The sequence below is a fragment of the Streptomyces sp. ISL-87 genome (genome assembly GCF_018614095.1).
Lineage (GTDB): Bacteria > Actinomycetota > Actinomycetes > Streptomycetales > Streptomycetaceae > Streptomyces.
In genome coordinates this window covers 18786-39093 of record NZ_JAGGOY010000068.1, presented here as the reverse complement: position 1 = coordinate 39093, position 20308 = coordinate 18786, and the positions used below count along the sequence as shown (strand labels likewise).

23 protein-coding genes and 2 pseudogenes are annotated in these 20308 nt (G+C 70.7%); 8 read left to right on the top strand and 17 right to left on the bottom strand.

Going from position 1 to position 20308, the window contains the following annotated elements; all coding sequences use genetic code 11:
- Positions 1-18 precede the first annotated feature (18 nt).
- The 5 genes from J7I97_RS25120 (at position 19) to J7I97_RS25100 (ending at position 5165) form a co-directional block, all read left to right on the top strand.
- Complete coding sequence (locus J7I97_RS25120) at positions 19-219, top strand: hypothetical protein (protein ID WP_214938693.1); 201 nt, start codon at positions 19-21, stop codon at positions 217-219.
- Between the two features lie 268 nt (positions 220-487).
- Positions 488-841 carry a TadE family protein gene (locus tag J7I97_RS25115; RefSeq protein ID WP_374195511.1) on the top strand — a complete coding sequence of 118 codons (354 nt, stop codon included), beginning with the start codon at positions 488-490 and terminating at the stop codon, positions 839-841.
- The gene (locus tag J7I97_RS25110; RefSeq protein WP_214938689.1) at positions 838-1302 is read left to right on the top strand and encodes a TadE/TadG family type IV pilus assembly protein; all 465 of its coding nucleotides are present in this window, start codon (positions 838-840) and stop codon (positions 1300-1302) included. The genes J7I97_RS25115 and J7I97_RS25110 overlap by 4 nt, the downstream gene beginning before the upstream one ends.
- An 86-nt stretch (positions 1303-1388) precedes the next feature.
- Entirely contained in the window at positions 1389-1802 is a 414-nt protein-coding gene (locus tag J7I97_RS25105) for a pilus assembly protein TadG-related protein (RefSeq protein ID WP_214938686.1), read from the top strand.
- 24 nt (positions 1803-1826) lie between these two features.
- Positions 1827-5165: a LysM peptidoglycan-binding domain-containing protein gene (locus J7I97_RS25100; protein WP_214938684.1), complete on the top strand. Its 3339-nt coding sequence runs from the start codon at positions 1827-1829 to the stop codon at positions 5163-5165.
- 78 nt (positions 5166-5243) lie between these two features.
- Here the strand turns inward: J7I97_RS25100 and J7I97_RS25095 are convergent, their stop codons facing one another.
- From J7I97_RS25095 to J7I97_RS25075, 5 genes and pseudogenes are all read right to left on the bottom strand, one after another.
- Complete coding sequence (locus tag J7I97_RS25095; RefSeq protein WP_214938682.1) at positions 5244-5552, bottom strand: hypothetical protein; 309 nt, start codon at positions 5550-5552, stop codon at positions 5244-5246.
- Positions 5553-6420: 868 nt separating this feature from the next.
- On the bottom strand, positions 6421-8061 hold the full coding sequence (locus J7I97_RS25090; RefSeq protein ID WP_214938704.1) for a DUF2637 domain-containing protein: 1641 nt from the start codon (positions 8059-8061) through the stop codon (positions 6421-6423).
- 149 nt (positions 8062-8210) lie between these two features.
- Positions 8211-9263 (bottom strand): ParB/RepB/Spo0J family partition protein, encoded by a 1053-nt coding sequence (locus J7I97_RS25085; RefSeq protein ID WP_214938680.1) that lies wholly within the window; start codon positions 9261-9263, stop codon positions 8211-8213.
- Positions 9260-10417: a ParA family protein gene (locus J7I97_RS25080; RefSeq protein ID WP_214938678.1), complete on the bottom strand. Its 1158-nt coding sequence runs from the start codon at positions 10415-10417 to the stop codon at positions 9260-9262. Before J7I97_RS25080 ends, J7I97_RS25085 begins: the two co-directional genes overlap by 4 nt.
- A gap of 564 nt (positions 10418-10981) precedes the next feature.
- Positions 10982-11724: pseudogene (locus J7I97_RS25075) on the bottom strand (transposase); the annotation flags it as partial.
- Positions 11725-11928: 204 nt separating this feature from the next.
- Here J7I97_RS25075 and J7I97_RS25070 point away from each other — a divergent pair.
- Both J7I97_RS25070 and J7I97_RS39995 read left to right on the top strand, forming a co-directional pair.
- Entirely contained in the window at positions 11929-12276 is a 348-nt protein-coding gene (locus J7I97_RS25070; RefSeq protein WP_214938676.1) for a DUF6300 family protein, read from the top strand.
- Positions 12277-12392: 116 nt separating this feature from the next.
- A pseudogene (locus J7I97_RS39995) lies at positions 12393-12494 on the top strand (transposase); the annotation flags it as partial.
- 186 nt (positions 12495-12680) lie between these two features.
- Here J7I97_RS39995 and J7I97_RS25065 read toward each other — a convergent pair.
- The 12 genes from J7I97_RS25065 to J7I97_RS25015 form a co-directional block, all read right to left on the bottom strand.
- Entirely contained in the window at positions 12681-13238 is a 558-nt protein-coding gene (locus tag J7I97_RS25065) for an XRE family transcriptional regulator (protein ID WP_214938674.1), read from the bottom strand.
- Between the two features lie 121 nt (positions 13239-13359).
- Positions 13360-13593 carry a hypothetical protein gene (locus J7I97_RS25060; RefSeq protein ID WP_214938671.1) on the bottom strand — a complete coding sequence of 78 codons (234 nt, stop codon included), beginning with the start codon at positions 13591-13593 and terminating at the stop codon, positions 13360-13362.
- Positions 13593-13787: a hypothetical protein gene (locus J7I97_RS25055; protein ID WP_214938669.1), complete on the bottom strand. Its 195-nt coding sequence runs from the start codon at positions 13785-13787 to the stop codon at positions 13593-13595. Before J7I97_RS25055 ends, J7I97_RS25060 begins: the two co-directional genes overlap by 1 nt.
- A gap of 40 nt (positions 13788-13827) precedes the next feature.
- Positions 13828-13998, bottom strand: a complete 171-nt coding sequence (locus J7I97_RS25050; RefSeq protein WP_214938667.1) for a hypothetical protein — start codon at positions 13996-13998, stop codon at positions 13828-13830.
- A 25-nt stretch (positions 13999-14023) separates the two neighbouring features.
- Positions 14024-15529: a DUF2637 domain-containing protein gene (locus tag J7I97_RS25045; RefSeq protein ID WP_214938665.1), complete on the bottom strand. Its 1506-nt coding sequence runs from the start codon at positions 15527-15529 to the stop codon at positions 14024-14026.
- A gap of 124 nt (positions 15530-15653) precedes the next feature.
- Positions 15654-15824, bottom strand: a complete 171-nt coding sequence (locus J7I97_RS25040; protein ID WP_214938664.1) for a hypothetical protein — start codon at positions 15822-15824, stop codon at positions 15654-15656.
- A 28-nt stretch (positions 15825-15852) separates the two neighbouring features.
- Positions 15853-15987, bottom strand: coding sequence for a hypothetical protein (locus J7I97_RS39650; protein WP_285443901.1), 135 nt, complete (start codon positions 15985-15987; stop codon positions 15853-15855).
- Positions 15987-16151: a hypothetical protein gene (locus J7I97_RS25035; RefSeq protein ID WP_214938661.1), complete on the bottom strand. Its 165-nt coding sequence runs from the start codon at positions 16149-16151 to the stop codon at positions 15987-15989. The genes J7I97_RS39650 and J7I97_RS25035 overlap by 1 nt, the downstream gene beginning before the upstream one ends.
- 202 nt (positions 16152-16353) lie before the next feature.
- Positions 16354-17424: a hypothetical protein gene (locus J7I97_RS25030; protein ID WP_214938659.1), complete on the bottom strand. Its 1071-nt coding sequence runs from the start codon at positions 17422-17424 to the stop codon at positions 16354-16356.
- Positions 17425-17430: 6 nt separating this feature from the next.
- Positions 17431-17886: a hypothetical protein gene (locus tag J7I97_RS25025; RefSeq protein WP_214938657.1), complete on the bottom strand. Its 456-nt coding sequence runs from the start codon at positions 17884-17886 to the stop codon at positions 17431-17433.
- On the bottom strand, positions 17883-18569 hold the full coding sequence (locus J7I97_RS25020) for a hypothetical protein (RefSeq protein ID WP_214938655.1): 687 nt from the start codon (positions 18567-18569) through the stop codon (positions 17883-17885). Before J7I97_RS25020 ends, J7I97_RS25025 begins: the two co-directional genes overlap by 4 nt.
- Positions 18566-18826 (bottom strand): WhiB family transcriptional regulator, encoded by a 261-nt coding sequence (locus J7I97_RS25015; protein WP_308378365.1) that lies wholly within the window; start codon positions 18824-18826, stop codon positions 18566-18568. The genes J7I97_RS25020 and J7I97_RS25015 overlap by 4 nt, the downstream gene beginning before the upstream one ends.
- 582 nt (positions 18827-19408) lie before the next feature.
- Between J7I97_RS25015 and J7I97_RS25010 the strand changes: the two genes are divergently transcribed.
- Positions 19409-20248, top strand: coding sequence for a GntR family transcriptional regulator (locus J7I97_RS25010; protein WP_214938653.1), 840 nt, complete (start codon positions 19409-19411; stop codon positions 20246-20248).
- Positions 20249-20308 lie beyond the last annotated feature (60 nt).

The window sequence follows — 20308 nt, the reverse complement described above, 5'->3', positions numbered from 1 at the left end:
CGCAAAGGAGATTCCCTGATGACCAAGTACGCGATCCGCCTGGCCGTTGCTCTCAAGTCCCGTTGGGAGGAGGTCCAGAAGCACAGTGCCCAGGACCGGGGCGACATCTCGATCACGACCATCATCATCTGGGTGGCCGCCGTCGCCGGCGCGCTCACGATCGCCGGGACAATCGGGATCGTCGTCACCAAGTACAACGGCTTGCTCTCCGGGATCTGACCGAACAAGGGGAGGTTCCTCATGCGCTCGATCGCCAGAATCTGGCTGTTGATTCTCGTCGGGTCGCTCGCGCTCGCGGTGGCGATGGTGGTCCTTCTCGCCAAGTACGGCGGCGAGCGGTTCGAGTTCTGACCTGCCCGAGTACGACAGCACACCGAGAGACAGAGGGGAGGGCGCGGTGTCGGACACTGCGCAGTCTGGGCCCGCGTCGGAGGCCGAGGAGTCCACGACATCGGGCCGGGGTCGGGGAGACCGGGGGGAGTCGTCCATTCAGATGGCGATCGTCTTCCCGTTCGTGATCCTGGTGACGGTCGCCGTGGTGCAGGCCGCCATGTGGTTCTTCGCCCGCAACATCGCGTTGACCGCCGCCCGTGAAGGGGTGGCAGCGGCCCGTACCTACCAGTCCCCCGAGGGCGCGGGCGCGGCACGGGCCCGCGAGACGTTGGGCCGTATCGCGGGCGACAGTCTCACCAGTAGCACGGTCAGCACTTCCGGCAGCAGTGCCACCGAGGTACGGGTGACCGTCACCGGCAATGCGCCCTCCCTGATTCCCGGCATCGCCGGATTGAGTGTGTCCCAGTCGGCGGGCGCCCCGCGCGAGAGGTGGGTAGCGGCACCGTGACCGACAACCCGACCGGGCCCGGCCGTTGGACGAGCAGGCTGCGGGACGACCGGGGCAGCGAGACGATCGCCGCCGCGATCGTGACCCCGCTGCTGCTGATGCTGTTGTGCATGGCGATCGCCGGCGGGCGAATCGTCACCTCCGGCGCGAAGATCGACGCCGCCGCCGAGGACGCCGCCCGCGCCGCCTCCATCTCGCGCACCCAGTCGGGGGCGCAGGCCGAGGCGAGTGCCGCGGCGGCCCGCTCCCTTGACGATCAGGGCATCCGTTGCGCGTCGAGCAGCACCAGCGTGGACACGGCCGGGCTGGCCGTGCCTCTCGGAGAGGTCGGCACCGTCACCGTGACGATCTCCTGCACCGTGACCATGTCCGATCTATTGCTGCCCGGGGTTCCGGGTTCCAAGACGCTGACCAGCCGATTCACGTCCGTCGTTGACGCCTACCGATCCCGGGAGGGATAGCCATGACCACACCGGCACCCACACCGGCACAACCGGAAAGCCCCGGACCGGAATCGGAATCGGGATCGGGATCGGTTCGAGGCCGGTTGCGCGGCGATGAGGGCGGGATCGCTATCTACACCGCGATCGTCACCGTCGCCCTTCTGGGGATCATCGGTCTGGCGATCGACGGAGGCGGGAAGCTGCGGGCCACCGAGCGGGCTGACGCCGTGGCGATGGAGGCGGCCCGCGCGGCGGGGCAGGCCATCGACCCGGCGGACGCCGTCACCGGCAGCGGGGTCCGCGTGGATCCCGAGGCAGCGCAGGCCGCCGCCCAGGCCTACCTGGCCCGAGCCGGCACCCAGGGCACCGCCACCCTCTCCGATGACCGCACCCAGCTCACCGTCACCGTCCAGGACGCGTACGCGACCAAGTTCCTCGCGATCGTTGGCATCGGGTCGATGAGCGTCACCGGCCACGGAAACGCCCGACTGCTGCACGGCGTCACCCAGCCCCAATAGCCCCGCCCAGATAGGACCGGTCTCATGCCGAAGCCCACCACCGCCCGCAAGCCGGCGCGTCCCGCGCGCGGCGGCGCCCAGACCGCGGCCGCGATGGTGCGCGGCCTGATCAGCCTCACCGTCCTTGCCGTACTGCTGGCAGGCCTGCCGATCCTGTTGTGGTGGGCCACCACGATGGTCGGGCCACCCGGACTCGCCGCCCTTTCCCACCTGTTCTCCACCGACGACTCGGGCCAGGTCTTCCTACTGGCCCTGGCCGTCGCCGGATGGGTGGGATGGGCCCTGTTCGCGTGCGCGGTCCTGCTGGAAATCCCCGCCCAGCTCCGCGGCCGCGCCGCCCCCCAGATCAGAGGGCTGGTCGGGCAACGGGCCGCCGCCGCCTTGGTCGGCGCCGTGCTCCTGGCCCTGCCCGCCGGAACGGCCCTGGCCGCGCCCGCGACAGCGGCCCCCGTCGCCGCACCGGTGAGCGTCGGCGCGGCCGCCGTCCCAGGCACCATCACCGGCAGCACCGCCGGTGCCGCGACGGTGGCGGCCGACGAAGACGGGAGCGCGGCGGTGACGTACACGGTGCGGGACGTGAAGCCGGCCGAGAGCCTGTGGTCGATCGCCGAACAGGCCCTCGGGGACGGCGAGCGGTGGACGGACATCGCGGCCCTCAACGAGGGGCGGGCCATGGCCGACGGGAGCACGTTCCACGCGGATCAGCCGATCCAGCCTGGATGGATCCTGGCCCTTCCCGCCGACGCCACCCAGGCCGAGACGCAGGGACTGAAGGCCCAGGGCGGCCACACCGCCACCCCCACCCAGGCCGCCGAGTACAGCGTCCGGGACGGCGACAACCTCACCACCATCGCCGGGGAGCAACTCGGGGCGCCCGACCGGTACGTGGAGATCTTCGATCTCAACGAGGGCGGACCGCTCCCCGACGGGGGCAGCTTCACCGATCCCGATCTCATCTACCCCGGGCAGAAGCTCACCCTCCCCACGGCAGCGCCGGCGTCCGGCACGCCCGCGCCGAATGTCTCCCGCCCCACCGCCACCCCCACCACCCCGCCCACCGGCACACCGTCCACGGCGCCCACCGCTCAGGCCACCCCCACGCCGAAGGCCAGCCCCACCGCGAGCACCGGCACGAGCGCCCCGAAGCCCGCCCCGTCCGCGACGACCGCGACGACTCCCCCGTCGTCCGCGTCCCCCGCGCCGTCCGCTTCCGCTCCAGCCGCCCAACTCCCCCAGCAGGCCGCCCCGAGCGCGTCCCCCTCCCCCACCTCGCCCGCCGCACCCGCTTCCCGGGCGCAGATCGCCAGCAGCAGCGTCAATTGGGCGCTGGTCGCCGGTATCGGAACGCTGCTCGCGGCATCCCTCGCCGGCGCGCTCGGCGTGCGGCGGATCCTGCAACAGCGCCAAAGGCGCGCGGGGCAGACCATCGCGCAGGACAGCGACCCCACCGAGCTGGAACAGGTCCTCGGCGCCACGGCCGAGCCGGAGGGCATCGAGCTACTCGACCGCGTCCTGCGGACCCTGGCCCACCACGCCGGTGAGGCAGGCACCGACCTGCCCGCGGTGCGCGGTGCGCGCCTCGCGGCCGACGCGATCACTCTGCTGCTGGACGAGCCGGCCGACCCCGTCGCCCCGTTCACCGCCGGCCCCGACACCCGGACCTGGACGCTGGATTCCGCGGCGGTCCTCCCATCCGTCGAGGAGCTCGGCGACGTCCAGGCCCCGTACCCCGGACTGGTCACGCTCGGCGCGGACGACGACGGTCTGCTGCTGGCGGATCTGACGACCTGCGGTGTCCTGCTTCTGGACGGAACCCCGGACGAGGTCCTCGAAGTCGCCCGCGCCCTCGCCCTGGAGTTGGGGACCTGCGGATGGACCGATTACAGCGAGATCCTCACCGCGGGACTCGGCGCCCGCCTGTCCGGGCTGCTGCCGCAGGGCCGGATCCGCACGATGCCCCACCTCCCGGCCGTTGCCGCCGACCTCGGCGAGCTCCTCCTCGAAGCACATCAGAGCGGTGAACAGGTCCTGCCATGGCTGACGATCGGCGCCGGGGACCACGACGAGGAGCACGTGGCGCAGTTGGCCGACGCCCTCGCGGCGGCCCGTGATCTACAGACCGCCGTGGTCCTGCCCGCCACCCCCGCCACCCGGCGTGCTTTCCCACACGCGGAGATCCTCGACACCACCCGCGACCAGGCCACCCGGCTCGACCCGCTCGACCTTCCGGTGACACTGCAACGCGTCACCGATGAGCAGTACCGGCAATACGTCCACGCCTTGCAGGTGTCGGCGCAGGAACCCGCGCCCGCGGCCGGGGCGTGGGAGTTCGCCGAGAGCCACGAGCAGGCCGCTGCCACCGGGCAGCCTCTGACCGTCAGAGTCACCAGCGAGGACGCCCAGGACCCAGGGAACCCGTTCCCCGCGCTCCTCGCCGGACTCGCCCCGGCCGCACCTCAACCGTCGGACTCTCAGGAGGCCGACGCCGCCCAGGCCGGGGCTATGCCCACCGGGACACCGCCCCGCGTCCCCGACCAGAACAACGGCCCCACACCCGCACAGCCCGCACCGGCCGCCGTCGGCCCGGCCGGCCCGGCCGACGAGGGCGCTCAGGTTCGTATCGAGATGCTCGGGCCCCTGCGGATCAGCGGCGGTGTCCGCTCCGCACACGCCCCCCGGATCACTGCCGTCGCCGCTCTCCTCCACCTGCGCCCCGGGCGCAGCATGGAGTACCTGTGCCAGGCGATGGACCCGGTCAACCCATGGACGACCCGGACCCTGCACTCACGGCTGTCCGAGCTGCGGAACGTGATCGGGTTGACCGACGACGGACACCCGCTCCTCCCCCGCCCCAAGACGGGGGCCGGGTACACCTTCCATCCGTCGGTCACCTCCGACTGGGAGCAGTTCAAGGCGCTGGCCTCCCGCGGGTTGGCCTCGGGCCCGAAGACCGGCACCGCCGACCTGGAAGCGGCGATGGCGCTGGTACGGGGCAAGCCGTTCGACGGGCGGACCCTTCCCTGGGCCGACCCGGTCATCCAGGAAATGCTCGCGAGGATCACCGACACCGCGCACACCCTGGCCTGTTGGCACACCGACGGTGACACCCCCGACCTGGACGCCGCCCGCCGTACCGTCCTCCAGGCCCTGGACGTCGAAGAGACCTCCGAAGTCCTCTACCGCGACCTGCTGACCATCGAATGGGCCGCCGGGAACGACGCCGCGATCCGCCGGACCGCCGCCCGCATCCAGCAGATGGCACGGACGTACGACATCACCCTCGACGACGCCACCGAGGACACCATGACCCTGGTCCTGTCCGGGAAGCCCGCCCCCTCCGAGGCGCACGCCGTGCGGGTCTGACACGACATCGCACGCACTGCACGGCTGCGGGGGAGCACTGCACCCCGCAGCCGTCCAGTGCACTTGATGTGTGAGGGCTCAGGCCGTCGGAGCGCGCAGCGCATCCCTGGCATGCCGGCCCGCGGCGAGGAGTTCGGCGCGGGCGGGGCCCTCGCCGACCGGCGGCTGGTCCTGCCACTCAGCCCGTACCTCGGCCACCGCCGCACACACAGCCCGGACCTCCGCCACAAGATCGGCATCCAGCGCCTCGGACTGAGGGCCGGTCACCATCACCGTGCCGTGAAGCCCGTACGGCAGCTCGATCCCCCGCCACACCGAAGCCAGCACCCACACCGCCAAGTTCAGCGGAAGACGCTCGGCCTGCCCGTTGCCGTGGACATGAAGCAAGGCCCGACGGTGGTAGACCGCCGTATCCGCAGAGCCTCCGACCCCGGCCCGGATCAACAGGCCCCTTTCCAACTCGTCAGCCGGCCACGGCATCAGAGCCGTCCCGCCGTCGGCATCAACGCGCAGCACCGAACTCATTGCACAGCCTCCCCAGTCATTGAAGAACGGATCAGCGTAGCGGCCTCCACTCACCGGCCGCCCCGGACCAGTCACCGCCCCGATCGGTCACCACTCACCGGCCACATCCGGAACGCCGGGGAGGGCGGTTCAGTGGCCGAGGTTCTGGTGACCGGCGGCCCGGGAATCGGTCATGGCCGGTGACCGACGAGCCGTCGATCGGTCACCAGTCACCGGGACCCGGATCGGCCACAGCAGGATCACTCACCGGCCCAAGCGGTCACCAGTCACCGGCCCGATCGGTCACAACCCGGCCACCCCAGAGCGCGGGGATCGGTCATGACCGATGACCGATGGAGGTCAGACCGGTCATCGGTCACTGGTCATCCTGACCATCGGTCATCGGTCAAACCGCACGTCACAGGGGGTGCGGCTGCTGGACCGGTCACGGCGGAACGGCCGAGCACGACGGCGGGTCAGGCCTCGCCCTGACGCCAGCCACTCGCGTCGGGTGGGCTTCAGACCCGGCGTGTCGGTGACTGGCACCGGTGCGGTGATGGTCGGTCACTCACCGATTCAGTCACCGGATCGGTCACCGAATCAGTCACCGCCGCGCCGTCACCAAGGCCGGTTAGGCCGTGACCGGTCACCGGGGCACCGGTCACGTCACCAGTCATCGGTCACCAAGGCATCGGTCACCGGTCACAGAAGCTTCGGTCGCTGGGCATCGGTCACACGGGGCTGGTCAGTATCAGACCGAGCGGAGGTGAGCGCGCCCCTGCTGTCGGCGCTGCTCGGTAAGGTGCTTGCCTGCGTCGATCACGCGGCGCTGGCCCGTCTTAGGTGATACCCCCAGGCGGCGGGCCACCTCTGCCCCAGACAGTTTCACGCCGGTCTCCTCAGCCTCGGCGAGCCAGGCAGCGACGGTGAGTATCTGCTGCTGGACCGGATCCAGGACAGGCTCCTCGGTCTGCTGCCGGGGAAGCCGAGCAGCGGCCGCACCGGTGTCAGTGACCGTCGCCTCCCAACGCTCGATCTCCCCCGCCGACCCTGGGACCGGATCAGTCAGCACGTCGGGGGACGTCTGCTGACGTCCTGCGCCCGGCACCCCGACACCGGCCGAAGCCGATGGCGCCGGCACCTGACCGGACACCGGGGCCTGCCCGGAGAGTGCATGAACGTCACCTCGGACCAAGGCGGGTTCAAAGAAGGGGTGGGGTTCGCCACCGTGACCGGTCACCGCGCCCTCACCGGTCACAGCCATCCGGCTGGGGAACCGGGCCAGCAGCTCCTCCACCTCGGTCACGGGCAGCGGCCCACCGGTCACCGGGTCCACCACCCCGTACGCCTCGGCCAGGTGCGCGACGAAAGCGGCGGCATCAGGAGCCCCGCCGGTGCGCGCCACGTACGAGCGGCAGGCCTCCCACAGCTCCGCCTCCGTCCAACGAGCCGGCTCGGCGGCCACGGGAGCGACAGACTGTGTCGGCGTCCGCGCTCCCTGGAATTCGGGACTGTACGGGTGGCCGTGACCGTACCCGTCGTGGCTGGGGTCGGCAGCCGGCTCCAGCGCGTAGGCCAGGCTCTCGTCCGTATCTGCGGAACCCGCCGCCCTCTCCCCCACCATGGCCGGTGCCGTGACCGGAACGCCCTGCGGTGCGTCGGCCCGCCCTACCGTCAGGTGCTCGGCAGTCTCCAGCCCCGGGGCCAGCAGGACCGGTTCGATGCCCGCCGCCAAGCCCTCCGGGGCCGTCTGGGCCAGCGGAACGCCGATCCGGGCCAGGCGGAGCGGCATCAGCGCCTCCACCGGGGCCTTGCGCCGCCAGGCCCGCCCGTACCGGGCCTGGAGCCGGGCCTGATAGATCAGCCGGTCCTGCTCCATGACGACCGCCTGCTCGTAGGAGCGCAGCTCCCACAGCTTCATCCGGCGCCACAGCTTGAACGTGGGGACCGGCGAGAGGAGCCAGCGCGTGATGCGGACGCCCTCCATGTGACGGTCCGCGGTGATGTCCGCTATCCGGCCCACCGCGTGCCGGGCTGCCTCCACCGTGACCACGAACAGGATCGGGATCACGGCGTGCATGCCCACGCCCAACGGGTCCGGCCAGGCCGCCGCACCATTGAACGCGATCGTCGCCGCCGTCAGCAGCCACGCCGTCTGGCGCAGGAGCGGGAAGGGAATCCTGATCCAGGTCAGGAGGAGATCCAGCGCCAGCAGGACGCAGATGCCCGCATCGATGCCGATCGGGAACACCAACGAGAAGCTGCCGAAGCCTTTCTGGAGAGCGAGCGCGCGCACGGCCGCGTACGAACCGGCGAATCCGATGCCCGCGATGACGACGGCTCCGGCCACCACCACACCGATGAGAATCCGGTGCGTACGGGTCAGTTGCATCATGGGCGGCGCCTCCTTCGTCGTCTGATCATGTGGCCTCGGCTGGCTGCCTGTCCCATGGTTTGGATCCCTGTGGGGTGAATGGTGCAGAGAACCGGGTGGTGCCCCGGGCTCAGCCCGGGGCACCACAGGGCGGGTGGACCCCATCGTCAGTCCACGAGGAGGGTTGCCAGCGTGAGTCGCTGATCCTCGCTCAGCTGCTCGCGGAGCAGCGCGGCCAGCTGGTCAAGGTCGGGAACGGGCGACCACAACTCCGGAGTGAGGGCCGGATGGACTGTGCGCTGGCCGTCAGCGGTGCCGCTCGCGGACGTCTGCTGCGACTCGGGGGCGATAACTGAGTTATCAGCAGCCGCGCTCGCGGACGTCTTCGGGAGCTCAGCGGTGATAACTGAGTTATCAGTCGCCGGGACATCGCCTGTGGGATCCCGCGGCACCGGAACGGCACGGGTGATAACTGAGTTATCGCCTGTCTTTTGGACCGAGCGCTTCTCCGCCTTGCGTTGGGCCGTTTCCTGGGCACGGCGGTCGGCAACCTCCTGCTGCTGCGAGGCCGGAACGTTTGCCAGCCCACGGACCTCATTCACCTGCCGGAGGCCAGCAGCGAGGTCGGCCTGGAGCTTGGGCGTCAGGCTCAGCAGCGACAGTTTCTGCGACACATAGGCCTGGGACTTGCCGATCCGGCGCGCTGCCTCGTGCTGGGACCCGTGGAGGTCAACCAGCAGTTGCAGGGCTTGCGCGGCCTCCAGGTCGGTGAAGTCCTTCCGCTGCGCATTGGCGACGAATGCCGCTTCGAGCAGGCGCCGATCTGTCGTGGCAAGCGCATCGTCTACGAAGACCTTCATCGTCCTCAGGCCGGCCAGACGGGCTGCCTCAAGGCGCCGGTGTCCGTCAACCACTACGTAGGCGGCGTCAGGGTCGAGTGTGCCCTCCATCTGCGGCCGGTCCCGCAGATAGGCGTCGACGCTGGCAATGGTGATGGCCTGCACCTGTCCCACGGTTTGCAGGCTTGCCGCCAGGCCCTCCAGGTCGCCGAGCTCGTCCCGAGGGTTCTCGGGGTTTGCGCTGATCTCGTTCAGGGGCAGCTGGGAGGGGATGCCGTCCTTCCCTGTCACGCGGTCGATCATGCCGCGCCGGGCACTGCGGCTGTGAGCCATCCGGTCGAAGGTGTCAGCCTGGCCAAGCAGGTCTTTCTTGCCACTCATGAAAGCCTCCGTGCGATGGTCCGCATCATCTCGGACTGCTCGCAGTGCTCTGAGTAGACGAGGAGCGGCTGTCGCATTCGGACGGCCTCCCGCTGCTCCTTCAGGTCACCGATGACGGCGAGGAGTCGGGGGCTTTCCATCTTCTCCCAGCGCTCCAGCGAAGAGGTTGCCACGAACCCGCGGCGGCTCTCGTACAGGTTGACCACGAAGCCGAGGTACTCGATTGCCAGGGCGAAGTCCTCCTCAAGCGAGGAGATCTGTTCATCCAGCATGCGGAATGCCTTGGCTGAGCTGTCCTCGGCCTGCACGGGGATGACAACGCCGGAGACCTCTACGGCCTCGCCGTCACGACGCCGCGCGTAGTAGAGGGCGGTGTCCATGGTGGTGCCCAGAGTTGGAGGGCAGTCGATGATGACTACATCAACGAGGCTCTCGACGGGGCGGAGAGCCTTCTCCAGGGCTGATTCCTTCGTGCGCACCTTGGTGGCCAGGGCGAGCATGGTGTCGAGCAGGAAGGCGTCCATGCAGGTGGGTAGCACGAAGAGCCGGCCACCGAACTTCTCGTGCTCCAGCGGGACGAGGAGCCGTTCCAGAGGTCCGTCGTTGTCCCCCACCATGTGCTTCGCCAGGCTGTCGTGACCCTTGTCGTTCGGGATCTCTTCAAGCCCAAGCTGGTCGGTGAGATGCCCCTGCGGGTCGAAGTCGATCAGCAAGACGCGCTTGCCGTCCTCGGCCATGGCTTGTGCCAGACCTGCCGCGACTGCCGTCTTGCCGACGCCGCCCTTCTGGTTGCAGACCACCAGACGCTGGGGGATGCCGGTGAAGGGGCGCACCTTGGGGGACGGGTTGTCAGTCAGCCAGAGTTGAACGGCCTGGGACAGCCCCTGGACGAGGGGGATCCCGCGCTGTGCGCATACCTCCCGTACGGCGGACCAGACGCCGACCGGAAGGTGGGTGGCGAAGGGGATGGCCCCGGTCGTTGCTACCAGTGGAGTCTCTTCTGCCTTGGCCATCCACGACTGCAGCCCCTGAAGGACGGCGTCTTGGATGTCACAGCTGCGCTCTGCGGCTCGGACCTTCAGGTCCTGCCGCATCAGCGCTGGCAGCTTGGAGACAACCTTCTCTCTATCTCCCGCAGGAATCTGAGTGGTCATAGCGCAAGCTTACTAACGTTGCGAGTAGGAAGTCACTGAGGGGCGAACTCCGGCGCGTCTCGTGAGTGAAGCGTCCTGCCCCCGAGCCTGGGCAGTTTCGGTCTGCTGTAGGCGCCCACGCCGCTCCGGTGGGCCGTCGACACCCTCCGTCCGGCCGAGTCGATGACGGGGGAGTAGCCCCTTGGGCCACGTGTCCGTTGCCGATATGGGTCGCCGGCCGTCGAGCAGTCAGGGGTAACGGCTTCGGCCGAGGCCCTACTTGTTGCCCCGACCTCTGATCTCGCTGAGTCCAACCCGAACGGAGCAATCAAACCCCACTCGAACTGCCCGAGATCGACTGTGCGGCCGCCTGGCGGCCTGCCAGCGGCTCCGAGGTCGATCCATACCGGGACGTCTGAGAACGGCGACCCAAGCCGCCGTTCTGTGAGCCGGATTTGAGTTAGATGTACGTTTCTTCTGGAAACTGAACCCTGACGGCTGCTGTGCTGTGTCATCGAAGGCTGATCGATGTCACCGAAGATTGATGACTGACAGTTTCGTCTCACCGATTCCTAATGCCGTTTGTCAAGCGGCGAGGGCCGCTGGGGGCGTGAGCTCGTAGCACCGTCCGTCCCTCAGGAGGGCCCAGAGCACGTTGACGCGGCGGCGGGCGAGGGCGAGGACGGCCTGAGTGTGTCGTTTGCCCTCGGCACGTTTGCGGTCGTAGAACCGGCGGGATTCCTCGCACCTTCGGATGCTGAACAGCGCGGAGGTGTAGAGAACCCGCTGGAGGCGGCGGTTGTATCGCTGCGGGCGCCGGAGGTTGCCGCTGATCTTGCCGGAGTCGCGGGGAACGGGTGCGACGCCGCCGAAGCCGGCGAGGCGGTCCGGTGTGCCGAAGACGGCCATGTCGCCGCCGGGGGCCGCCAGGAACTCGGCGCCGAGGATGACGCCCAGGCCGGGCATGCTGGTGATCACTTCGAAGTGCTGATGGTCGCGAAGTGGGCCTCTATGAGCTTGTCGAGCTCGGCGACCTGCTGGTTGAGGGCCATCACCTCCTTCGCCAGCGTGTGCACCATCTGCGCGGTCAGCTTCTCCCCGGGCAGGCTGGTGTGCTGGCGATCGGCGGCTTCGATGGCTGTCTCGGCGAGCTGGTCGGCGCCGCGGACGCTGCGGTTGCGGAGCCAGGTGGCCAGGCGCTTGACGCCGAGCCGGCGAAGGGCGGCTGGAGTCTGGTAGCCGGTCAGCAAGAGGGGTGCAGGTGGCCGGCCTGCCCCTGCCCGGTCCCACCACCACGCACTGGATCGACGGCCCGCCGCCGTACGCGCCCGTTGGCGCCAGCTCGTCCAAGACCGTCGTTCCCTCATCGGAGGATGAGGACGCTGTTCGTTGCATGCTCGGTGACGGCGCCAGAGCTGACACCTCAGTCAACACGTCGCGTAGTCCCCTCTCATGTGCCGCTCACGCGAAGGTATTGACTGCCCTGGTCAGTGGCCTGTTGGATGGCGCTCCCGGCAAAGCAAGGGGACTCCATGACCCACATGTCCTTTCAGCTCAGCGACAACCTGCCGTTGTGCTCCCGGTGCAGCGGACCGTTGATCTCCGCCTGCCAGATGCCTCAGCGCGACGCGTTCGGCCGTCCGATCACCCTGGAGCTGTGCGAGGTATGCGACACCGGGAACACTGCTGCCGGCGCGTTGCTGCGCTTCTTCACCTCCGGCGGGGGAAATGAAACCGCCCGCGCTCCGGAGGGCGCCTGGCTAATGGTCGAGTTCCAAAAAGAAGTGATGGCGGCGCACGGCTACGTGCTCGTCGAGAAGCCGACGGCGAAACCCGCCTATCCGCGGTACTCGGGCGGATCGCCCCTCGGGCGCGGCTAATCCGCACCTGGGTCTGCGCCCTCCCGGGTCCGCACGCCGCTCCGTCGGCGAGGGCCGCGTCGGTGCCCGGTCATCATCCGGGACTTCGCCGGTCTGCGCTGTAGGCAAGCATCGACGAGGAGCAGGGCAGCATGATCCGCCGCTACATCATCTGGCGGAACAAGCACGCTGCCGACGAACGCCTCCGCGCGGTCGTCACCCGCGCGAACGTGGCCTGAGCCAGCGCAGCACCCGGTGGTTCACACCCGCGGCCGACAGGCTCCCGGGACTGCGGCTCCCAGATGACCAGGCGGTACTCCGCCGCGAGCTTCCTATTGCGGCACTGGCTGACCTGACGCTGTTCGATCGCGTGAAGCGGTCTGTGAGGCTCACAGGGTGCCGGGGGGTGCTCACCCCCGGCGGGGTCACAGGCTCACGTCGATGTAGTCGATGTCCGTGAACTCCACCTGCAACCCGTCCGCGCGGCTCCCGCTGTCGCGGAAGTAGACCTCCCCCAGGCCATCGGCGGCGATCTGCTGCAACTCGGCCTCCGAGGCCCCGGCGTCCTGGGCGGCCAGCAGCCGACCGGCGACCTCCGGCGGCAGGTGCTGCGTGATCCGCCGCATCCGCCCGTCGTCCGACGTGCCGGGCGCCGCGGTGAACCCGAACCGCGCCCGGGTCTCGATCACCAGGCCCGTGGACTTCGCGGCCTTCTCCCGGGCGCGCTTGCGCACCAGGGGCTGCCACCGGCGCTTGACCTCCGCCTCCATCCGGGCGGCAAGCTCAGGCTTGGGGCGCTTGATCTGGTCCTTCACGTACCGCTCAACGGTGCGCTGCGAGACCCCCAGCAGCCCGGCCACCGCCTTGGTAGAGCCCTTGTGCTGTTTGACCAGGTACCGCATCTGCGCGCCCGCGCTGCGCGGGATCGGCCGCGTCCCGACCGCCTGCGCGGCCCGCTCCAGACTGTCTCCGACAACGCCCATCAGACTTCCCTCCCTTGTCCCACCAGGGACAGTTTCGCGTTCGCCCCTGACAGGGGGTAGAAACGGGCGAGGCCCGGGGCGATATCAGCGCCCCGGGCCTCGCTGCTGCTGTGGCGGTCGCTCACCCGGCGCCGCCCTCGTAGTCGGTGAACACTCCGCACCAGTGCAGGCCCCGGGCCGGCCGGGTGTCCCCGGGGGCCAGGCCCCGCAGCCACCGGGCCTCGGCGGTCGGCACGTGGTCCTCGCAGGCGTAGACGATGCGGTCCAGGCTCATGTCTTCCCCGCTCCCGCTGTAGCCCTCCACCAGCCAGGCCGCGGCGGCCGCGCAGTTCGAGACCTTGCCGAACGTGGCCATCACGCCTCCCGCAGACGCTCGGCGGCGGTGCGGAGCGCACGGGCGGAATCCGGCGCGAACTCAAGCCAGGCCCGGCTGATCGTGCCGTCCTCGTTGTCGGCGTACACCGTGAGGACGGCGGATCCATCCGGGTTGGACTCCAGGTTGAACCTCGTGACGGTGCCGGTGATCTCCACATCGGGAACAGGCTTCATGATCTTTTCTCCTCTGGGTGGGGTTGGGTCTGGGGGTTGGTCAGCCGGTGTAGCCACCGGCGATCAGGTCGGCGGCCGCCTGCCGGCGCTCACCGGCCACGGTGCGGCTCACCCCGAGGGCCTCGCCGACCACTTCGAGGGTGACGGCGTACATGTCGGGCCGCTCGGGCCGCTGGGCGGCGGGCAGCGCCGCGTGGGCGGCGAGGATCATCCGCGCCGCCTTCCGCTCTGCGCGCTCACGGGTGCTCAGGCGGGCGAGGTCTTCGGCTTCCTGAGCGGCCAGCTCGGCGCGGTTGGCGGCCCAGGTGCTCGGCGGTGAGGCGCTTGGCGTTCGCCTCCCTCTCGGCCATGGCGGCCGCATCGGCGCGCGCCGCCTTCACGATCCGGTCGGCCTCGGCAGCCTTCCGGCGGTTCTCCGCCGCGCTCCGCTCCTTCGCCTCGGCCTCCGCCGACGCGGCCGCGGTCCGCTTGCGGTCCTCCGCCGCGCTCCGCCGGTCCGCCTCCGCGCGGGCCAGGGACTCGGCCTCGGCGGCGCTCTGCTCGGCCGCTTCCTCCCGCTCGGCGGCGCGCTCCGCCGCGTCTGCCGACCGCTCCGCCGAGCGGCGGGTGACCTCCGCCGCGAGCTTGGCGGCGTGCGCGGCCGCCTCCGCCTCCGCCGCTGCGGTGGCCTCGGCCGCCTGAGCGCGCGCCTTGGCTTCCGCCTCCGCCGCGCGGGCCTCCGCCCCGGCCGTGGTCGTCTCCGCCCCGATCCGGTGCTCCGCCGTGGTCACCGTGGCGGCGATCTCCATACGCCGCACCCGGGCGGCGGCGGCCCGCTCGTCCGCGTCGAGCGTGCGCTGCTCCTCCTGCTCGGCGGCCGCGGCCTGGGCGGCCGCCTCCGACGCCTTCCGGGCCGCCTCGGCGTCCTTCTGCTCCTGGGGCAGGGCCAGGGACGCGTCCACGCTCAGACCGAACGGCGCCATCGTGAAGGGGAGCAGCGCCTCCGCGCCGGCCTTCTTCTTCCAGCTCCGGCCGTGCTTGTGCTGGAGCCACGCGCGGTAGACGGTGCGGTCCTTCTCCATGGCCACCATCTGCGCGTATGAGGTGATCCCCCAGAGCTTCATGCGCCGGTACAGGGCCAGGGTGGCCAAGGGGGCGAGGAGCCACCGGTGCAGGGGCACCTGGTCGGACTCGATGCCCAGGCGGACCCGGGCGGTCTTGATGACCAGGTGGCGGGCCGCCTCGACCGTGGCCACGAACAGGACCGGCATCACCGCGTGCATCCCGGCCGCGACCGGGTCTTCCAGGATCCCCTTCTCGCCCGAGACGGCGTTGAAGGCGATGGTCGCGAACGTGAGCAGATGCGCGATGAACCGCAGCGCGGGCTTGGGCGCGCGCCGCCAGGCGAGGACCAGGTCCAGGCCGTACATCACCACGATCCCCGCGTCCACGCCGATCGGGAACCACGGCGCCACCGCGCCGAAATGCTTGGCCTCGGCCAGGGCACGCACGGCGGTGTACGAGCCGGCGAACCCGATGGATGCGATCACGAGACCGCCGAGCGCGGAGCCGATCACGACCGTGCGCATCGCGGCGGCGGAGCGGTCCTTCGCCGCGGCCGGAGCCCCAGGCGCATTCACCGGAGCCGCGGCCGCACTCACCGGAACGGCAGCCGGTTCGGCGGAGGCGCGCGGAGCGGGCACCGGCGCGGCCGGTCCCGTCACCGGAGCCGGGATGGTCCCCGGCTCGATGGTGATCGTCATGTCTCTCCTTCTGCTGAGGGGGGCCGGGCGGGACCGGAGTCCCGCCCGGGTGGTGCTGCTGATGCCGCGGTGGCGATGCCCCATCGCGCCCGGGGTGCACTTCCGCGGCATCGGACGGGCGGAGTCAGGAACCGGGCTTGGGGTGCGGGCGGGCCGGCGGCTGCGTCTCGGTCCGCCCGTCCCGCTCGTGCGGGGTGGGCCGCACCGGCAGCGACGGCCGGTTCACCGGCAGCTCTTGCAGTGGCCGTTCACGGTCTTCTCCGTGGACCAGGTCCCGCAGGCCGAGCACTGCCACAGGTGGGCGACCACGCCCAGCAGCCGCCTCACCGCAGGCCCCCGGCCACGAGGGCCAGCAGCCGCGTGGTCCAGCCGCCGCACGAGCGGCACACGTACTGCCGCGCCTTGTCGTCCCGCTTCATCGCCCGGCCGTGGCACACCGGCGCCGTGTGGCGGGCCATCAGCTGTTGCCCTTGAGGCGGCCGTTCGTGCCATTCCCCGCGCCCGGAGTCGGCTTCGGCTCCGCCGGGTAGTGCCCGCCGCGCGAGGGGCTGTAGACCGTTTCTTGCTGCGGGTTGGGGCGGGTTCCGGGGGCGGTGCTGATCTTCTTGTCGTTGAGTGCCACGATGGAGCTCCTGTCTCTGCGAGATGGGAGCGGAGCGACCGGTCTTCTTGGCAGTTGGGCGGTCGCTCCGCGCATGTCCGGACCCCTTTCGGGTCCGGCGTCTTTGGGTGTCAGGGAAGGGCGTCAGTGGCCCTGTTAGGGCCCGTAAGGCGCCCGATAGAACCGCAGGTCAGACGACCGATAGGCCGGTCTAACGGGCTTCCTAGACCTGCCCCTTGGAGAGGGCCGGGGAAGGGGTCTGCTCGGGGTCCAGCAGCCCCCCGGGAATCAGCCGCAGGGCGGCCGGTGCGGGGCAACTGACGGGGGCCGGAACGGGGGCCTCGGCGGGCCTCTCCCCGACCGCCTGAGCGGGCACCCGGGCGGGGGCCGCGGCGACCGCGACGGGGGTCTCCCCCGGGGCCGTGGCGGGGGCCTGGGAACGGGCCCGCAACAGGGCCGCCGGGGACATCCCCAGGGTCGCCGTCGCGGCGTCGATCCGCAGCCCCACCCGGGTCGTTGGCTTGCCCCCGATCCGCATGCCGAGCTTGTCCACGGTCGGGATCCCGGCGGCCGTCAACCAGTCCCGGAACACACTCTGGTCGGTGTCGTCGGGGATGAGCCCGGCATCCTCCGCCGAGTCGATCACCACGTCCAAGTGGACACCCGTCCGCCCCGCGGCCTCCGCCTCGGCCAGCGCGCCCACCACGTGCAGCAGCAGCGCCGTACCGGGGTCCAGCGCGGGGGCCTGCTCCTGGTCCTCGGCGTCCTCCTGGTCGTCGTCCTCGCGCTCCTCCCCCTCACACTCATTTTCATGATCATCTTGAGGGCCGGGGGGAGGGGCGACCGCGAGTGCGGCGGCCGTCCAGCCCACCGCGACAGCCGCGGCGACGTACGGGCCGATGGCCTCCGGGATCACGGCGAGCAGCCGGGGGACCGTGACGGAGACCACCGTGCCCAGCACGCCGACCCCCACGACCGAGGCGGCGGCGAGGAACCCGAGAGCCTCGCCCGGCGGGCGCAGGGAGGGGGAGACCCGGGGGACCTCGTCCGGGGTCGGCTCCGGTTTCTCCGCCTTCTGCGCCCGAGCCACCGCGGCTTCGTACGCGCGCTGCTGCCGCTCGTCGGTCGCCTTCGCGTCGCGGCGCGCCATCTCCCAGACGCGCGGGCCGAGGGCGACCAGCCGGGGGAGGCACCGGCAGATGCGGCCGGACAGGACGACGGAGCCGCGGAGCAGGGAGACCAGCACCGCGCCGCTCCCCCTCGTGATCGTCTTGATCTCGTCGGCGGTGCTCACGGCGGGTCAGCCGATCTTCTGGGCGATGGCGAGGCCGATGGTCTGGCCGACTGCCCAGAGGCCGCCCGCCTGCGTGTAGATGACCCCGGCGGAGATGCCGATCAGGGCGGGCCACCACAGGTTTGTCCACTTGGGGCCGATGGCGCACAGCGTCACGAAGATGGCCGTGCAGCCGAGGCCGGGGTTGCCGTTCCCCACCGCGTCGGAGAACGCCACCGGCACCTCGGCCACGCCCTGGACTGCGTCAGCGAGCGTGCCCCCGGCCGCCACGGCGAGGGTCGAGAACCCGATCCCCCAGCCGGTGGCCTTCCTCTTGTTGTCGATCTTGACCGTGTCGGAGCCGCGCAGCCCGAACAGCAGGACCGACCCGGCAACCAGGGTCAGGCCGGACAACGTCATCGGCCCGGCGAAGCCGGTCTCGGCGGCGAGGGTGACGTCTGCGGCGATCTGGTGGGCGGTCACAGGGTGCCTCCGGGGGCGTAGAGGCCGACGCCCAGGGCGAGCGTGGCGAGGGGGATTCGGGCGGCCCAGCGGACCGGGGCGCGCCATGCGGCGGAGCGGGAGTCGAGGGCCCACCAGCAGATGCCGGCCAGGGCCCCGGCCGCGATGAGCGGGAGGAGCATCGAGGACCACGGCTCGGTCGCCGCCATCACGTCCGTGATCAGCGGCGCGGTGCCCTGGCCCCACCAGGCGGCGCCGAGGGCGGCGGCGGGGCGCGCGGCAGGGCCGAGCAGGCCGCGAAGGATGCCGCCGACCTTCCAGCCGCCGTACGCCACGGCGCAGGTGACGGCGAACGCACCGCAGTTCGGGACGGAGTGGACGGCCGCCGCCATGAGCGGCTCAGCGCCCATGGGGTTGCCGGTGGCGAGCCAGAGCGCACCGTGGCCGGCTGCGGCGGCCGACCCGTTGTAGGCGAGCCAGCGGCGCCCCTTGCTGTCCTGGGGCACGAGAGCGGTGGCGGCCGAGGTGATCCCGGCAGTGATCTGCGCACGGCCGAGACGACCGGTCACCGCCTGAATCGTGGCGCGGGCCGTGCCTTTGGCGACCGGGGCCGCCGCCGGAGCAGCGGGAGCAGCAGCGGTGCGGCGACGGCGCGCCCGGCGGGCCGCCTTCGTGGCCGGGGTGCCGGCGGAGCTGGCGCTCACCGCTGCGCCCCGTTCTTCGCACGCTTGCCGAATACCTTCACGTGCAGCGCCCGCCGGTCACCCTGACGCAGCCCCCCGCGCACCCCGAGCACCTTCGAGGGGGTGGAGGAGTCGATCAGGTCCCGCTCCAGGCACCAGTCACGGACCGGGCACCGGCCGCAGTACGCCAGCGCCTCCCGCTCCGCCTCCGAGGGCACAGCCGCCCCGGTCGTCATCTCCCACGGCGCCGGGTAGAACAGCTGGGGGTCCACACCCACGCAGGCCGCATCCCCCGACCGATCCCGACGCACCGCCGGAGCGGGAGCCAGGTCCTCGTACTCCCAAAGGCGGTCCAGCCAGTCCGCCGGACGCGCCGCGACCCAACCCGCCGGCAGCGGGGGCACCCCGCCCGGCGCGCTCACGCCACACCGTCCAGCCGGGCCACCAGCCACGCCCTAACCCGCAGTTCATCCCCGCCCAGGCCCAGCGCCTCCGGCGCCGCCTGGGGGATCTCAGCAAATCCGGCGGTGCAGTGCCGGGACGGAAAGACCGTCCGCGTCCGTACCGCCGCCGCGGGGCACGTGCCCCGGCGGGGGCGCCACCAGCGCCCCATTTCTGCAACCATCACGAGAGTCGGTCCCCTCATCCACACACATATGGGCAGGTCCGACAGCCGTCCGACGCTCCAACGCCGGACATCCGTGCTCCTCGCACTCCAATGCGGGAGGCACACAACGGCCCCTGGCTCCAACCAGGGGCCGTTCTGGCTGACATGAGATAACGTATACGCTAGTGGTGAGACTTTCAAGGTTGGCGTATACGCTAAACCTCGTCGGGGTGGTCAGCGGAGGGAACGGACGATGGTGGCTAGGTATGAGGAAATCGCCCGCGACCTGCGCGAACGCATCACGGCAGGGGTGGAGTTCCCGCCGGGTTCGGCTCTGCCTTTGATGCGCGACGTCGCGGAGCAGTACGCGTGCAGCGACATCACCGTCCGCAAGGCGTACGGAATGCTGGTACGGGAAGGCCTTATCGAGTCCCGCCGACGTGCTGGCACCTATGTGCGTGAACACCCGGACCGGCTGCGCTTGACCGTGCGGACGCGTCAGATCGAACGGGACGAACTCGGTTACTACAGCGGCCCCGAAGCGCAGCACTGGCGCCCCTTGCCTCACCCTGACGGCGAGACGACCAAGGTCATTACGCTGCTGGTGCCTGCCGATGTCGCCGACATCCTGGAGGTTCCGTCGAGTACCCGTCTGACAGTCCGCCGACGGATCATCGGTGACCCCGACGTGGAGACACACCGGCAGCTAGCCGATAGCTGGCTGAGCCCATGGGTGACTCAAGAGCTGCCCCAACTCTCTGGAGGGACTGGCCTCGGCGGCATGTACGACCGGTTGGAGGAGTGGGCGGGGGAGCCCCTTGAATGGCGAGAGGAGATTTCTGCCCGCATGCCGTCCCCCGAGGAGGCCGACGCCCTACGCATGCCCCTGACGGGGGTTCCACTGCTGCGGGCCCTCCGCATCACGGGCCTCGCCGCAGTGGGGGACCAGCAAGCCCGAGTTGCGGAAGTCCAGGACATCCGGATGTCTGCTGCGCTCTTCGCTGTCGGCTACCCCTTGCCCCGGGGCGCGTCTGCCCAGTGGCCGGTGCAGCCGGCGACGGGCGACTACTACCAAGCCCCAACTGAAAGCTGAATGGCAGCTAGCCCGACACGAGGGCACAACGCCTGCGATCCAGTTCCACAAGGTATGTTT